At 73.2% G+C, this 13,565-nt stretch carries 12 protein-coding genes; 8 read left to right on the top strand and 4 right to left on the bottom strand.

Going from position 1 to position 13,565, the window contains the following annotated elements; genetic code table 11:
* Positions 1 to 13 precede the first annotated feature (13 nt).
* From HNQ01_RS19305 to HNQ01_RS19270, 8 genes are all read left to right on the top strand, one after another.
* Positions 14 to 2,290 (top strand): TonB-dependent receptor, encoded by a 2,277-nt coding sequence (locus HNQ01_RS19305; RefSeq protein WP_173807130.1) that lies wholly within the window; start codon positions 14 to 16, stop codon positions 2,288 to 2,290.
* 13 nt (positions 2,291 to 2,303) lie between these two features.
* Positions 2,304 to 2,990 carry a Fe2+-dependent dioxygenase gene (locus HNQ01_RS19300; RefSeq protein WP_173807129.1) on the top strand — a complete coding sequence of 229 codons (687 nt, stop codon included), beginning with the start codon at positions 2,304 to 2,306 and terminating at the stop codon, positions 2,988 to 2,990.
* Between the two features lie 3 nt (positions 2,991 to 2,993).
* Positions 2,994 to 3,731 (top strand): energy transducer TonB, encoded by a 738-nt coding sequence (locus HNQ01_RS19295; protein WP_173807128.1) that lies wholly within the window; start codon positions 2,994 to 2,996, stop codon positions 3,729 to 3,731.
* On the top strand, positions 3,728 to 4,513 hold the full coding sequence (locus tag HNQ01_RS19290; RefSeq protein ID WP_286180989.1) for a MotA/TolQ/ExbB proton channel family protein: 786 nt from the start codon (positions 3,728 to 3,730) through the stop codon (positions 4,511 to 4,513). The genes HNQ01_RS19295 and HNQ01_RS19290 overlap by 4 nt, the downstream gene beginning before the upstream one ends.
* 37 nt (positions 4,514 to 4,550) lie before the next feature.
* The gene (locus HNQ01_RS19285) at positions 4,551 to 4,970 is read left to right on the top strand and encodes an ExbD/TolR family protein (RefSeq protein WP_173807127.1); all 420 of its coding nucleotides are present in this window, start codon (positions 4,551 to 4,553) and stop codon (positions 4,968 to 4,970) included.
* 10 nt (positions 4,971 to 4,980) lie between these two features.
* The gene (locus HNQ01_RS19280; RefSeq protein WP_173807126.1) at positions 4,981 to 6,072 is read left to right on the top strand and encodes an alpha-hydroxy acid oxidase; all 1,092 of its coding nucleotides are present in this window, start codon (positions 4,981 to 4,983) and stop codon (positions 6,070 to 6,072) included.
* A 79-nt stretch (positions 6,073 to 6,151) separates the two neighbouring features.
* The gene (locus HNQ01_RS19275) at positions 6,152 to 6,826 is read left to right on the top strand and encodes a LuxR C-terminal-related transcriptional regulator (RefSeq protein ID WP_173807125.1); all 675 of its coding nucleotides are present in this window, start codon (positions 6,152 to 6,154) and stop codon (positions 6,824 to 6,826) included.
* Positions 6,827 to 6,929: 103 nt separating this feature from the next.
* Positions 6,930 to 7,778: a phosphate/phosphite/phosphonate ABC transporter substrate-binding protein gene (locus HNQ01_RS19270; RefSeq protein WP_173807124.1), complete on the top strand. Its 849-nt coding sequence runs from the start codon at positions 6,930 to 6,932 to the stop codon at positions 7,776 to 7,778.
* A gap of 21 nt (positions 7,779 to 7,799) precedes the next feature.
* On the opposite strand, the gene HNQ01_RS19265 is transcribed toward HNQ01_RS19270, so the two are convergent.
* Genes HNQ01_RS19265 through HNQ01_RS19250 form a run of 4 tightly spaced genes read right to left on the bottom strand, consistent with a single transcriptional unit; the run spans position 7,800 to position 13,554 of the window.
* Positions 7,800 to 9,914 (bottom strand): site-2 protease family protein, encoded by a 2,115-nt coding sequence (locus tag HNQ01_RS19265; RefSeq protein WP_173807123.1) that lies wholly within the window; start codon positions 9,912 to 9,914, stop codon positions 7,800 to 7,802.
* 5 nt (positions 9,915 to 9,919) lie between these two features.
* Complete coding sequence (locus HNQ01_RS19260; RefSeq protein ID WP_173807122.1) at positions 9,920 to 11,251, bottom strand: efflux RND transporter periplasmic adaptor subunit; 1,332 nt, start codon at positions 11,249 to 11,251, stop codon at positions 9,920 to 9,922.
* Positions 11,248 to 12,024, bottom strand: a complete 777-nt coding sequence (locus tag HNQ01_RS19255; RefSeq protein ID WP_173807121.1) for an efflux RND transporter periplasmic adaptor subunit — start codon at positions 12,022 to 12,024, stop codon at positions 11,248 to 11,250. The genes HNQ01_RS19260 and HNQ01_RS19255 overlap by 4 nt, the downstream gene beginning before the upstream one ends.
* A gap of 33 nt (positions 12,025 to 12,057) precedes the next feature.
* Positions 12,058 to 13,554 (bottom strand): TolC family protein, encoded by a 1,497-nt coding sequence (locus HNQ01_RS19250; RefSeq protein WP_173807120.1) that lies wholly within the window; start codon positions 13,552 to 13,554, stop codon positions 12,058 to 12,060.
* Positions 13,555 to 13,565 lie beyond the last annotated feature (11 nt).

Genomic DNA, 13,565 nt, shown 5'->3' with positions numbered 1-13,565 from the left:
CAAGGATTCCGACATGGCTCGTCGTCGCTCCCGCGCTGCCCTGGCTGCAGCCCACGCCCCTGTGGCGCCCGTTTTCCGTTCGCTGAACCCGGTCCTGCCGCTGGGTGCGCTGGCCGCCGGCTTCGGTCTGGCCTGCATCGCCCCCCAGGCCGTCGCCCAGGCGGCTGCCGCGGAGGTCGGATCCGCGCCGGTCGAGGTCTCGACGCTGCGCAAGATCACCGTCAAGGGCAGGAAGGAGGCGGAGCAGGGCAAGGACAGCCTGAAGGCGACGACCACCTCGATCGGCAAGGGCCGCCAGGCGCTGCGCGACATTCCGCAGTCGGTCACCGTGCTGACCGAGCGGCTGATGGACGACCGCAACCTCGACGACTTCAAGGACGTGCTGCGCAGCACCGCCGGCGTCACCTTCCTGGCCGGCGAGACGGGCGAGGAGGACGTGCGCCTGCGCGGCTTCTCGTTGCAGCAGGCGGGTGACATCTACGTCGACGGCCTGCGCGACTCGGCGCTGTACGAGCGCGACACCTTCGACAAGGACCGCATCGAGGTGCTCAAGGGCTCGGCGTCGATGCTGTTCGGCCGCGGCTCGACCGGCGGCGTGGTCAACCAGGTCACCAAGCAGCCCTTCGGCATGACGCAGCACGAGGCGAGCGTCACGCTGGGCACCGGCAACGAGCGCCGCTTCACCGGCGACTTCAACTTCAAGACCGGCGAGGACGAGGCGCTGCGCGTCAACGCGATGGTGCACAAGGCCGACAACAACGGCGCCACGGTCGACAAGAAGGGCCTGTCGGCGGCCTACCGCTGGGGCATCGGCACCGCCGACGAGCTCACGCTGAGCGGCTACCACCTCGAGTACGACAACCGCCCCAACTACAACCACCCCTGGTTCCTGAGCAACGGCACGACCGGCACCATCATCCCGGTGCTGCCGGCCGACAACTACTACGGCCTGGCCAGCGACTACAGCCGCGGCCGCGTGAGCTCCGCCACGCTGAGCCACCTGCACCGCTTCGCCGACGGCGCCGAGCTGAAGACCACCGCCCGCGTCGGCCGCTACGAGCGCGACATCTGGGTGAGTGCGATCCGCTTCGGCACGACCAACGGCGCCACCACCACGCTGTCGAACCTGAGCGACAGCACGCTCATCACCCGCACGCCCAAGGGCCGCTACGCCAACAGCACGATCGGTGCACTGCAGAGCGACTACAGCGACCGCTTCGAGGCGCTGGGCCTGCGCCACGAGCTGCTGGCCGGCGTCGACATCCTCGACGAGAGCGCCAAGCGCAACAACAACTTCGCCGGCACCGCCAGCGGCCTGACCACCACCGTGGGCACGCCCAACGACGGTGACTGGCGCGCAGACACCCGCGGCACGCCGGCGCTCAACACCTTCCACGCCCGCACGCTGGGCACCTACGCCCAGGACACGGTCAGCCTGAGCCCCACGCTCAAGCTGCTCGGCGGCCTGCGCCTGGACCACTTCTCGGCCGACTACCGCACGGCCGCCGGCGCCAGCTTCTCGCGCACCGACAACCTGTGGAGCCCGCGCCTGGGCAGCATGTACCAGCCCGACGAGAACAGCTCGTACTACGTCTCGTACGGCACCTCGTTCAACACCTCGGGCGACACCTACCAGTACGCCGTCGGCGCGCCGAGCTCGAAGGACGCCAACACCCCCGCCGAGAAGAGCCGCAACCTCGAGATCGGCGCCAAGTGGGACCTGTTCCAGCAGCGTGCCAATCTGGGCGTGGCGCTGTTCCGCTCCGAGAAGTACAACGAGCGCAACACCGATCCGGACAGCGCCTCGACCCAGCAGCTGCTCTCGGGCAAGCGCCATGCGACCGGCATGGAGTTCAACCTGGCCGGGCGCATCAACTCGGACTGGGACATCTTCTACAACCACACCTGGATCCCGTTCGCCCGCATCGACAGCAGCAACGTCGCGCTGGCGGCCACCGGCACCGGTGCGCAGGTCCAGGGCGACCGTCCGGGCCTGACCCCGAAGCACAGCGCCAGCCTGTGGACGACCTGGCGCGTGCTGCCGAAGCTGCGCATCGGCGGTGGCCTGAACTATCGCGGCGAGCAGAACCCGGAAGGCGCACGCCACGTCACCGCCGCGGCCTTCACCACGGTCGACGCGATGGCCGAGTACACCTTCAGCGAGCGCTGGAGCACCCGCCTGAACGTCTCGAACCTGACGAACAAGCTGTACGCCGACGCGCTGTACCGCGGCTTCTACACGCCGGGCGCGGCCCGCAGCGTGCAGCTGACGCTCAAGGCCTCGCTCTGATCCTGGCGCCATCATGCTGATCCGCATCCGTCAGGTCCTGAATCCGGCCGAGCTGAAGGAGGCCCGGGCGCTGCTCGGACCGCAGGCGCCCTGGCGTGACGGACGCGGCAGCGCCGGCGGTCAGGCCGTGCAGCACAAGAACAACGAGCAGCTCGCGCAGGACAGCCCCGAGTCGATGCGGCTGCAGGCCCTGGTGCTGCAGGCGCTGCAGCGCGACGCGCACTTCTTCTCGGCGGTGCTGCCCAAGCGGGTGCTGCCGCCGCTGTTCAACCGCTACGGCGGCGCGTCGAACTTCTACGGCCGGCATGTCGACGGCGCGGTGATGCATGCGCGCAGCGGCGAGCGGGTGCGCTCGGACGTCTCGTGCACGCTGTTCCTGAGCGATCCGGCCGACTACGACGGCGGCGAGCTGGTGATCGACGACACCTACGGCGAGCAGCGCGTCAAGCTGGCCGCCGGCGACATGGTCGTCTATCCCGGCACCAGCGTGCACCGGGTCGAGCCGGTGACGCGCGGCCACCGCGTCGCCAGCTTCTTCTGGGTCGAGAGCCTGGTGCGCAGCGACGAGCAGCGCCGCCTGCTCCACGACATGGACCGCCACCTGATGCACCTGCGCGGCACGGTCGGCGAGACCGACGTCGGCGTGGTCGGCCTGACCGGCACGTACCACAACCTGCTGCGCCTGTGGGCGGATACCTGAACGATGGATACCACCGCATCTCTTCCGTCGGCACCGCGGCCGCCGCTGATCGCGGGCAGCGGCTCGCCGGAGGCGCTCGGGCCGGGCGCGCGCCGCGCGCTGGTCGGCACGATGCTGGGCGCACACCTGCTCGCCGGCTGGACGCTGCTGCAGGTGCCTGCAGTGCGCGAGGCCGCGGCCGACGTGCTGCCGATCCAGGTCGAGCTGATCGCGCCGACGCCCGAGGCGCCCCGACCGCCGCCGCCCCCCGCGCCGCGGCCGAAGACGCCGCAGCCACCCGCACCGGTGCTGGCGGCCAAGCCGCCACCGCTGCCCTCGCCGCAGCCGGCCTTCACCGCGCCGCCGCCTCCGCCCGAGCCGCCCGCGCCGGCCGCCCCGGTCGCGCCCCCGCAGCCGCCGGCCCCGCCCGCGCCCCCGGCGCCGGCCGTCGCGCCGGCCCCGGCGCCTGCCGCGCCGCGCACCGTGGTGCTGACCGACAGCGACTGGGTGCGGGTGCCCGACATCGAGTACCCGCTGGCGGCCCGCCGCCTGCGCGAGGAGGGCACGGTCATCGTGCGTGCGCTGATCGACACCCGCGGCGCGCCGAAGCAGGTGGCGCTGCAGCGCTCCTCGGGCCACGCCCGCCTCGACCAGGCGGCGCTGCGCGCGGCGATGAGCGCGCGCGTCCGGCCGCGCACCGAGAACGGCGTGCCCTTCGAGTTCTGGATCGCGATGCCGCTCGCGTTCGAGCTCGAGGAATGAACACCTTCCTTTCCGCCTTCCACGCTTTCCCCCGAGGAGAAACCATCATGGGCTTCGGCCATTTCCTTTCCCAGTCGGACGCGGTCGGCAAGACGCTGCTGGGCCTGCTGGTGCTGATGTCGGTGGCCTCCTGGGCGCTGATCCTGATCAAGGGCCTGTCGCAGTTCGTCCGCGGCCGCCGCAGCGAGAAGTTCCTCGACTTCTTCTGGAACGCCCGCTCGCTCGACGAGGTCGACGCCGAGATCCGCACCCACGGCGCCCAGGATCCCTTCGGCCACCTGGCCGCGCACGCCATCCAGGCCCAGGCCCACCACGCCCGCTACGGCGCGGCCAAGCTGCAGGAGGCCGGCACCGGCCAGGAATTCGTCACCCGCACCATCAAGAAGGTGCTCGACGAGGAGACCACCCGGCTGGAGAACGGCCTGACGCTGCTGGCCACCGTCGGCGCCACCGCCCCCTTCGTGGGCCTGTTCGGCACCGTCTGGGGCGTCTACCACGCGCTCCTGGCCATCGGCATGAGCGGCGCGGGCACGCTGGACAAGGTCGCCGGCCCGGTGGGCGAGGCGCTGATCATGACCGGCATCGGCCTGGCGGTGGCGATTCCGGCGGTGGTGGCCTACAACGCCTTCAACCGCGGCAACCGGGTGCTCAACGCCCGGCTCGACGCCTTCGCCTTCGAGCTGCTGACCTTCCTGTCGACCGGCTCGACGCTGGCCGACAGCGGCCGCGACCGCGGCGGCGATGGCACGGCCGTGCGTCCGCTGCGTCCGGCCGCCGCCTGACCACCCGACCGCCGCGAACGATCCGGGAGATCAAGCCATGGCCTTCGCCAGTTTCGACCGACAGTCCTCCGGCGCCCCGGTGTCGGAGATCAACATGGTGCCGCTCATCGACGTGATGCTGGTGCTGCTGGTGATCTTCATCGTCACCGCGCCGCTGCTGACGCATTCCGTCAAGCTGCAGCTGCCTCAGGCCACCAGCCAGGAGCATGTCGTGGTGGCCGACAAGATCGAGTTCGCCATCGACGCCCAGGGCCAGCGCTACTGGAACGGCGAGCGCCTCAGCCGCGAGGAGGCCGCCGCGCGCTTCCAGGCCGAGGGGCTCAAGCCGGTGCAGCCGGAAATCCACCTGCGCGCCGACCAGGACGTGCCCTACCGCCATGTCGCGCAGACGCTGGCCGATGCTTCCAAGGCCGGCCTGAGCAAGATCGGCTTCGTCAGCCAGCCCGAGCAGCCGTGAGGGGCGCGGCATGAGCGCGGCGCTGCCGGTCGCCTTGCCCGACTACGCCGCTGCGGCCGCCGAGCGGCTCGATGCGCAGGCGCGGGCCTATTTCGACGGCGGCGCGGCCGACGAGCTGACGCTCTCGGCCAACCTGCGCGCCTGGCAGCAGATCCGGCTGCAGTCGCGGGTGCTGCGCCCGATGACCGGGGCGCACACCCGCGTCGAGCTGCTCGGGCGCACGCTGGCGCATCCTGTGCTGCTCGCGCCGGTGGCCTTCCAGCAGCTGGCGCACCCCGACGGCGAGCTGGCCACCGCCCACGCCGCCGCCGCGCTGCAGGCCGGCATGGTGCTCAGCACCCAGTCGAGCGTGCCGGTCGAGGCGGTGGCGCGCGCCTTTCGCGGCGACCCCGACGCCGGCCCGCTGTGGTTCCAGCTCTACATCCAGCCGGACCGCGACTTCACGCTGGCGCTGGTGCGCCGCGCCGAGGCCGCCGGCTGCGAGGCGCTGGTGCTGACGGTGGACGCCCCCGTCAGCGGCGCGCGCGACCGCGAGCGCCGCGCCGGCTTCCGGCTGCCGCCGGGCGTGCGCGCGGTGCACCTGGAGGGCCTGCGCCGGCCGCCCTCGCCGGCGCTGCAGCCCGGCCAGAGCGCGCTCTTCGACGGCCTGCTGGCGGGCATGCCGACCTGGGTCGACGTGGCCTGGCTGGTCGGCCACACCCGGCTGCCAGTGCTGCTCAAGGGCATCACGCATCCGGACGACGCGCGGCTGGCGCGCGAGGCGGGTGCGGCCGGCCTGATCGTCTCCAACCACGGCGGGCGCACGCTCGACACCGTGCCGGCCACCGCCGAGCTGCTGCCGCGCATCGTCGCGGCCGTCGACGGGCTGCCGGTGCTGGTCGATGGCGGCATCCGCCGTGGCACCGACGTGCTCAAGGCGCTCGGCCTGGGGGCGCGTGCGGTGCTGGTGGGGCGGCCGCAGGTCCACGCGCTGGCGGTGGCCGGCGCGCAGGGCGTGGCGCACATGCTGCGCCTGCTGCGCGACGAGCTGGAGATCGCCATGGCGCTGACCGGCTGCCGCCGGCTGACCGAGGCCGCCGCGGCGCTGTCACCTCCGGCGTGACGGCCGGCACGGCCTCGGCAAGTTCCGTGCAGGCCGGCTTGGCTATAGTGTCGGACGATCCGGTCACTCCCGCTGCTGCATGAAGGCTCTCCTCGTCGACGATCACGCGCTGTTCCGCTCCGGCCTGATGATGCTGCTGGCCGCCCGATTCCCCGAGGTGGAGATGCGCGAGGCCGGGGGCGTGCGCGAGGCGGTCGAGCGGCTGCAGGCCGAGCCCGACATCGAGCTGGTGCTGCTCGACCTGGGCGTGTCCGACAGCCAGGGCCTGTCGACGCTGCGCCAGCTGCGCGTGGTGTCCGACGAGCTGACCATCGTGGTGATGTCGGCCACCGACGATGCCGACACGATGATCGCCGCGCTCAACGAGGGCGCGGCCGGCTTCATCCCGAAGACCACCCGCGGCGGCGGCGTCGAGAGCGCGCTGCGCGTGGTGCTGGGCGGCGGCATCTACCTGCCGCCGGCGGTCTACAACGCGGTGGCGCCGACGCCCGCGCCGGCCGCGCCGGTCGTGCCGCAGCATGAGCGCAACGCCGAGATCATCGACCGGCTCGGCCTGTCGCCGCGCCAGGTCGACGTGCTGCGGCTGCTGACGGCCGGGCAGTCGAACAAGATCATCTGCCGCGAGCTCGACCTGGCCGAGTCCACCATCAAGACGCACCTGCTGGCGCTGTTCCGCAAGCTCGGCGTGGGCTCGCGCACCGAGGCGGTCGTCACCGCCGCGCGGCTCGGGCTGCGCTTCCAGCACCACGGCTGACGCGGCCCCCCTTCATGGGGTGGGGCGGAGCCGTGCGCGGATCTGGGCGCCAGCCCCGAGTCCCGGCAGAATCTGATGAATCTGCACACGGGAATCTGTTCACATGAAGAAGACGACCTCTCCTCTGCGCTGGTCGGTCGCGCTGGTGCTGGCCGGCGCGACGACGCTGGCGGCCGCCCAGGGCGTGCTGCGCGTCAGCGCCTCCAACGACGGCGCGGCGCCCGAGCTGCAGGCCGAGCGCTATGCGCCGCTCAACGAGTACCTCGCCAAGCGCCTGAAGATGAAGGTGCAGTGGGTGCCGTTCCGCACCGATGCGCTGCTGATGAACGGTCTGGGCGCGGGCAAGGTCGACATGGCCTGGATCTCGGCCGGGCTGCTGGTGCAGAGTCCGTCGGTCGTGCCGCTGGTGCAGCGCGACGAGGACGCGCGCACCCGCGCGCTGATCGTCGTGCGCGCCGACTCGCCGCTGCGCAAGCCGCAGGACCTGAAGGGGCGCACGCTCAGCTTCGGCCCGGCGACCAGCCCGACCAGCTACCTGATGCCGCGTGCGGCGCTGGCCGCCGCCAGGATCGATCCGGCGCACGACCTGAAGGCCGCCCCCCATGCGACCTCCGAGGAGGCGGCGCTGCAGCCGCTGCAGTCCGGCCAGGCGGATGCCGGCGCGATCGGCCAGGCGACCTGGGAGCGCCTGATCGCCGAGAAGAAGATCGACGAGCGCCAGTTCCGCGTGCTGCTGACGACCGCACCCTTCGCCGACCGCCACCTGAGCGTGCGCTCGGACTTTCCCGAGAACACGCGCAACTGGATCGCCTCGGCCTTCCTGGCGCTCGAGGCGGTGTCGGGCGGGCGCGACATCCTGAAGGGGCTGCAGACGCGCCGCTTCGTGCTGGCGCCGCCCGAGGCCTACGACCCGGTGCAGGCCGCCGCCCGGCAGGCGGGCATCATCCGCTGACGCCGGTGCCGGGCATGCCGCTCAGCGCGCCAGCTCGTCGAGCAGCAGCCGCTGCAGCCGCCGGGCGATCTCGCCGGCCAGGCTGACCGGCTCGGCCTCGATCCAGGCCACGCCGCGCAGCGGCAGCGCCGGCGCCGCGCCGTCCTGAGGCTCCAGCACCACGCGCTGCCAGGCGCGCACCGGCACCGGCCGGCCGAGCCGGTCGTCGCGGGTCGCGATCCGGCCGCCATGGCGGGCGTCGAGCGCGCGCAGGTCGATCTGCTCGCTGGCGCTGTCGGCCAGCGCGACCAGCCGCAGCGTGCGCGCCAGCCGGTCCGGATCGTCGGCGACGAAGCGGGCCGCCGCGCCGGGGCGCAGCCGCCAGGCCTGGTCCTGCGGCACATGGCCCTGGGCGTCGGCGCGGGCGGTGTCGACGATGCGGCCGAGCTCGCGCTCCGGCGCGATCCAGTCGCCGGGCTGCAGGCTGTCGGGCAGGTCGACGATCACGCCGTCCTGCGGCGCGCGCAGCTCCAGCGCCTGGCGGCGCGCGTCCAGTGCCTGCAGCAGCGCACGGTTCTCGGCGATCTGCTGCTCGAGCACCTGGCGCTGGCCCAGGTCGAGCGTGTCGGCCACGCCACGCGCGAGCCGGTCCTCGTCGCGCTGCAGCGCGATGCGCGCGCGGGTCGCGTCGATCGCCATCGACGGAACCGACAGCCGCATCAGCAGCTCGCCGGCGACGACCCGGCGGCCGGCGCGGATCGCGATCTGCTCGAGCCGGGCGGGCTCGGGCGCATGCAGCGGGGCCTGCCGGGCCGGTGCAAGCAGCACCGGCGCCTCGACATGGCGGTCCAGCGGCAGCGCCAGCAGCGCCAGCAGCAGCGCGCCGCCACCGAGCAGGCGCATGCGCGTGCGCCGGGTGCGCCACAGGCCGCGTTCGCGTCCGGCACGCGCCCAGCGCACGATCGGGCGCAGCATCAGCAGCCATGCCTCGGCCAGGCCCAGCAGCACGCCCAGAGCCTGGAACACCAGGTGATAGACCAGCAGCGCCGCCGCCAGCCCCAGCGCCATCCGGTACAGCCAGGTCAGCGCCGCGAAGGCCAGCAGCAGCGCCAGACGGCGGCCCGAGACGGCCTCCGGCGCCGCGCTCGCGTGGCCGAGCATGCGTGTCTCGATCCACCACTGCGCCAGCGCGAAGGCACGCGGCTGCAGGTTGGGCAGGCCGAGCGCGTCCGACAGGAAGTAGTAGCCGTCGAAGCGGCCGAGCGGATTGAGGTTGACCGCCAGCGTCAGCAGCCAGGTCGTCGTCGCCAGCACGAAGGCCGCATCGCGCAGCGCGCCGTCGGGCAGCACCGTCCAGGCCAGCGTCGCCAGGCCGGCCAGCGCGGTCTCGACCAGCACGCCGGCGGCATCGATCCACAGCCGCTGCCGGCGCGAGGGCAGGCGCCAGGCCTCCGAGGTGTCGGTGTGCAGCATCGGCACGCCGAGCATGACCGTCACGCCCATCGACGTGACGCGGCAGCCCTGGGCGGTGGCGACCCAGGCATGGCCGAGCTCGTGCAGCACCTTGGTGACGACGATCACGCCGGCCGACAGCAGCAGCCCGCCGGGCGTGAACAGCTCCGGCACGGTGCCGATGAAGCGGTCCCACTGGCGGCTCAGCAGCGCCAGCCCCAGCAGCGTCAGCAGCATCCAGGCCAGTCGCGCGGCCGGGGAGCCCAGCCAGGCCACCGCCGGCAGCGTGCGCTCCAGCCAGGCCGAAGGGCGCAGCAGCGGAATCTGGAGCGACAGGTGCCGGCTGGCCAGCCACTGCAGCGGCGTGGGCCGGCGCGCGAGCGCCTGTCCGGCCAGCGCGGCGGCCTCGGCGGCCGTGCCGGCCCGTACCAGATGGTGCTCGCGCAGGAAGCCGATCAGCGCCATCAGGTGCGACTGCAGCGCCGGGCCGTGCGGAAGATCCGGCGCACTGGCCTCGAGCCGGCGCAGCAGCGAGGCCGGCGTGTCCTGCGACCAGGCCGCCAGCAGCCGCATGTCGAGCGCATCGATCTCGAAATGCGCGTGCTGCACCGGATCATGGATCGTCCAGCCCGGCGTGCCGTCCGGCCTGGGCGCGCCGGGTTCCAGCCGCAGCTCCTGGCGCAGCGCGGGCAGCGGCGTCTCCATCGCGCTCACCAGCCGACGGCCTGACGCAGCGCCGCGATCGGCCGGCGCAGCAGCTGCCAGGCCAGCGGAACGCGCGGGCCGTGCAGCTGCGCGCTGCCGCGCGCACCGATGCGCGGCAGCGCGCCGCCCTCGTCGAGCCGTGCCTGCAGCACCTGCACCAGCTCGCCGCCCGGCCGCACCACCGGCTGGAAGCCGATCGTCTCGAGCCGGGCGCGGCGTCCGCCGGCCGGCGCATCCTCGGACAGCCAGCGCACCTCCGCGTCGCGCTCGAGCGCCATCGTGCTGCCGACCGGCAGGTCGATGCGCAGCCGCACCCGCGCCGGATCGGCCAGCTGCAGGATGTCCTGTCCGACCGCGACCGGCCGGCCCTCGAGCTCGCGCCGGTCGGCGTACAGCACCAGCCCGGCCCGCGGCGCGGTGATGCGGGTGCGCTCCAGCGTCTCGGCGGCATGGCGGGCGCCGGCCTCGGCCAGATCCAGCTCGGCCCGCGCGATCGCCAGCTCGTGCGCGGCCTGCGGATCACGGAAGGCGGCCGCGCCGAGCCGGCTGACGCGCGCCTGGGCGACCGCCAGCTTCTGGCGCTCGATCAGCATCTCGTGGCGCAGCGGCAGGTCCTCGAACTGCACCAGCAGCGCGCCGGTCTCGACCCGGCTGTCCGGGTCGGGGCCGATGCGGCGGATCACGCCGGCCAGCGGCGCGGTCACCACCAGCGGGGCCTCGGCGACGATCTCCGCCGGTGCGATCACCGTCAGCCGCACCGGCCAGGCCAGCAGCGCGCCGGCCGCCGCCAGCGCCGCCACGCCCTGCAGCCGGCCGCGGCGCCAGCCCAGCGCAAGGCTGCGATCGGTCGGCAATGCACGCCAGGCATGGGCATAGGTCTCGCCGAGCCGGCCCAGCAGCGTCAGCGCGGCAGGCTCGAAGGCGGTCTCGCGCAGGAAGAGCGCACCGGCACGCACTTGGCCGTCGCGGTCGGGCAGCGGCATCCAGGCCGCCTGGCGCAGCGCCAGGCCCTCGAGGCCGCCGGCCAGCGCCGCCGGTTCGGGATCAAGCGCCAGCGCGACCGGGCCGCTCCAGCCCTCGACCACCAGCCCGTGGCGCACCCGCGCCTCGATGCCGCGCACCAGCGGCGCGGCGCGCTCGACGACAGGCAGGCCGGAGACGGTCACCACCTGCATGCGCCGGCCTCGTCCGCTCTCGCGCAGCACCCAGGCCTGCCCGTGCGGCACCAGCGGTGCCAGGGTGTTGGCCAGGTGGTGCAGCAGCGCGGTCTCGCTCTCGAGCCGACGGACCTCCGCCTCGAGCTGCAGCAGCCGCAGCGCGGCCGGTGCGGTGCTCATGGCCGGGCTGGAGCGGCCGATGCCGCCGGTGGGGCCAGCGCGGCGGTGCCGCTCATGCCGGGCAGCACCCGCTGCGCGTCGCCGCGAAAGCGCGCGACGATGCGCACCGTGCGGCTGACCGGGTCGACCGCGGCGCCGAGCCGGTGCACCGCCGCGTCGATCGTCTGCTGCGTCTCGTCGACGCGGAAGGCGAATCGGGTGCCGGGTTGCAGCCAGACCAGCCAGTTCGACGGCACGATCAGGTCGAGCTCGAGCGCGCTGGTGTCCTGGATGCGCAGCAGCGGCTGGCTGACCGCCACGCCCTCGTGCGAGCGCGCCAGCCGCTCGACCACCCGGCCGGCGAAGGGCGCGCTGATGGCGCAGTCGCGCAGCTGCGCCTGCAGCGCATCGACGTCGGCGCGCGCCTTGTCGGCCTGGGCGCGCGCCACATCGACCTCGGTCTTGCCGGTGGCGCCGAACTTCTCCAGCTCGGTCTGGGCATCGAGCTGGCGGCGCTGCACCTGCAGCAGGGCCTGGGCCGAACGCAGCTCGGCCTGCGGGCGATCGCACTCGAACTGCACCAGCATCTCGCCCTTGCGGAAGGATTCGCCCTCCTGGCGCGGCATCGCGGCGATGCGCGCGGCCAGCCGGGAGGTCAGCGTGGCCTCGGCGCCGGCGCGCACGACGCCGCGGATCGGCGCGCTGCTGCCGGCCGTGGCCGCACCGGGCGTCTGGGCGGTCGCGGTGCCCAGGCAGGCGGTCAGCAGCAGCGTGGCCACGGAGAGTCGGGACATCGGGATCATGTCGGGCAATCCGGTCAGGTCGGTTCAGTCCAGCACGTCCGAGGCCCGCGAGCGCCACAGCTTCTCGAGCGCGGCCGCCAGCGTGCCGACATCCTCCCGGCCGGTGATCTCCGGCGTGATGGTGTCGGCGCCGATCGAGGCGTACAGGTTGGCATAGGCGTTCTGCATGTCGGCATAGGCCAGGTCGAAGCGGATCTCCGCCAGCACCGCGGCCATTTCCTCGCGCACCAGCTGCTGGCGGCTGATGGTGCGCGCCTCGGCGCCGGCGCGGGTCATCGCCAGGATGCGCTCCTGGACCAGCTGCTGGCGCCGGGCCAGGGCCAGCTCCCGGCCGACCTGGGTGAAGCGCACCCGGGCCACGCCGACCTGGGTCAGCACCGCCATCGTCAGCGCGAGCTGGCGCTGGCGCAGCACATCGCCCTGGGCCTGCACGGTGCGCTTGACCGCGGGATAGCGGAAGACGTTGAGCAGGTTCCAGCTCGCGCGGGCGCTGGTGCTGATCCAGCTGCCGTTCTCCAGATAGCGGTTGCCGTCGGCGTTCAGGCCGAGCGCGCCGCGCACGCTGGGCAGGTTCTGCACCAGGATCGCGTCGAGCTCATGCTCGCTGATGCGGATGCGGTAGGCGCCCTCGCGCAGCTCCGGGCGCAGCTGCAGCGCGGTGCGGATCATCTCGGTCGTGCTGCCCGGCAGCTCCGGCACCGATTCGGTCCGGTCCGGCAGCACCAGCGTGTAGTCCTTCTCCGGCAGCAGGTTCATCAGCGCGGCGAGCTGGCGCTTGGCCAGCACCAGCTCGCGCTGCAGCTTGGCCACGTCGGCCTGGATCTGCAGCAGGTCGCGCTGGAAGCCCAGCGCCTGCAGCGGCGCGACGACGCGGCGCTCCTCCAGCGACTGCGACTCGCGCACCGCCTGGATGGCCAGCGCGTTGACGTTGCCCAGGCGCGAGAGCGTGCGGTCGGCGCTGACCGCACGCCAGTAGGCGGTGCGCACGTCCTCGATGATGCGGTTGATGACCTTGCGGCGGCGCTCCAGCGAGATCAGCGTCTCGTCGGCCCCCTGGCGGGCGCGCACGTAGGACAGGCCGAAGTCGAGCACGTCCCAGCTCAGGGTCAGGTCGCTGGCCAGCGTGCGCTTCTCGGTCGAGGTCGAGCCGTCGGCGGATTCCAGGCCGGTCAGCAGCGAGCGGCTGCGTCCGCCCGCGTCGTTGCTGCGCATCGCGGCGGTGGTGGTGGCCACCAGCTGCGGCAGCTGGTCGTAGCCCTTCAGGTCGAGTTCGCGCGCGCGCAGGATCTCGTCGAGGATCTCGATGCGATGGTCCAGGTTGTACTTGATCGAGCGCGCCATCGCCTCGTACAGCCCGATCGGTCCCCGGACCGGTTCCTCGCCGGCAATGACTTCGTCCAGGGCCTTCTTCAGGGCTTCGCCGTGAGACTGCGGATCGAGCGGCTGCGGCATGACGCGGCAGCCGCCCAGACCCAGGCCGAGGGCTCCGGCGCAGACGCTTCGTCGGGTGAACGGCAACATGGGCTCCTTGT

Origin of the sequence: Sphaerotilus uruguayifluvii (genome assembly GCF_013294065.1) — a bacterium.
GTDB lineage: Bacteria > Pseudomonadota > Gammaproteobacteria > Burkholderiales > Burkholderiaceae_C > Sphaerotilus > Sphaerotilus uruguayifluvii.
Note: the sequence above shows the minus strand (reverse complement) of the source record. Positions and strands in the feature narration are given on the sequence as shown.

Excerpts from the sequence above, each read along its gene's own strand:
- HNQ01_RS19290 (WP_286180989.1), top strand. The coding sequence starts at position 3,728 with ATGAACACCTTCCTTTCCGCCTTCCACGCTTTCCCCCGAGGAGAAACC.
- HNQ01_RS19270 (WP_173807124.1), top strand. The coding sequence starts at position 6,930 with ATGAAGAAGACGACCTCTCCTCTGCGCTGGTCGGTCGCGCTGGTGCTG.
- HNQ01_RS19250 (WP_173807120.1), bottom strand. The coding sequence starts at position 13,554 with ATGTTGCCGTTCACCCGACGAAGCGTCTGCGCCGGAGCCCTCGGCCTG.
- HNQ01_RS19265 (WP_173807123.1), bottom strand. The coding sequence starts at position 9,914 with ATGGAGACGCCGCTGCCCGCGCTGCGCCAGGAGCTGCGGCTGGAACCC.
- HNQ01_RS19300 (WP_173807129.1), top strand. The coding sequence starts at position 2,304 with ATGCTGATCCGCATCCGTCAGGTCCTGAATCCGGCCGAGCTGAAGGAG.
- HNQ01_RS19280 (WP_173807126.1), top strand. The coding sequence starts at position 4,981 with ATGAGCGCGGCGCTGCCGGTCGCCTTGCCCGACTACGCCGCTGCGGCC.
- HNQ01_RS19295 (WP_173807128.1), top strand. The coding sequence starts at position 2,994 with ATGGATACCACCGCATCTCTTCCGTCGGCACCGCGGCCGCCGCTGATC.
- HNQ01_RS19255 (WP_173807121.1), bottom strand. The coding sequence starts at position 12,024 with ATGTCCCGACTCTCCGTGGCCACGCTGCTGCTGACCGCCTGCCTGGGC.
- HNQ01_RS19260 (WP_173807122.1), bottom strand. The coding sequence starts at position 11,251 with ATGAGCACCGCACCGGCCGCGCTGCGGCTGCTGCAGCTCGAGGCGGAG.
- HNQ01_RS19285 (WP_173807127.1), top strand. The coding sequence starts at position 4,551 with ATGGCCTTCGCCAGTTTCGACCGACAGTCCTCCGGCGCCCCGGTGTCG.
- HNQ01_RS19305 (WP_173807130.1), top strand. The coding sequence starts at position 14 with ATGGCTCGTCGTCGCTCCCGCGCTGCCCTGGCTGCAGCCCACGCCCCT.
- HNQ01_RS19275 (WP_173807125.1), top strand. The coding sequence starts at position 6,152 with ATGAAGGCTCTCCTCGTCGACGATCACGCGCTGTTCCGCTCCGGCCTG.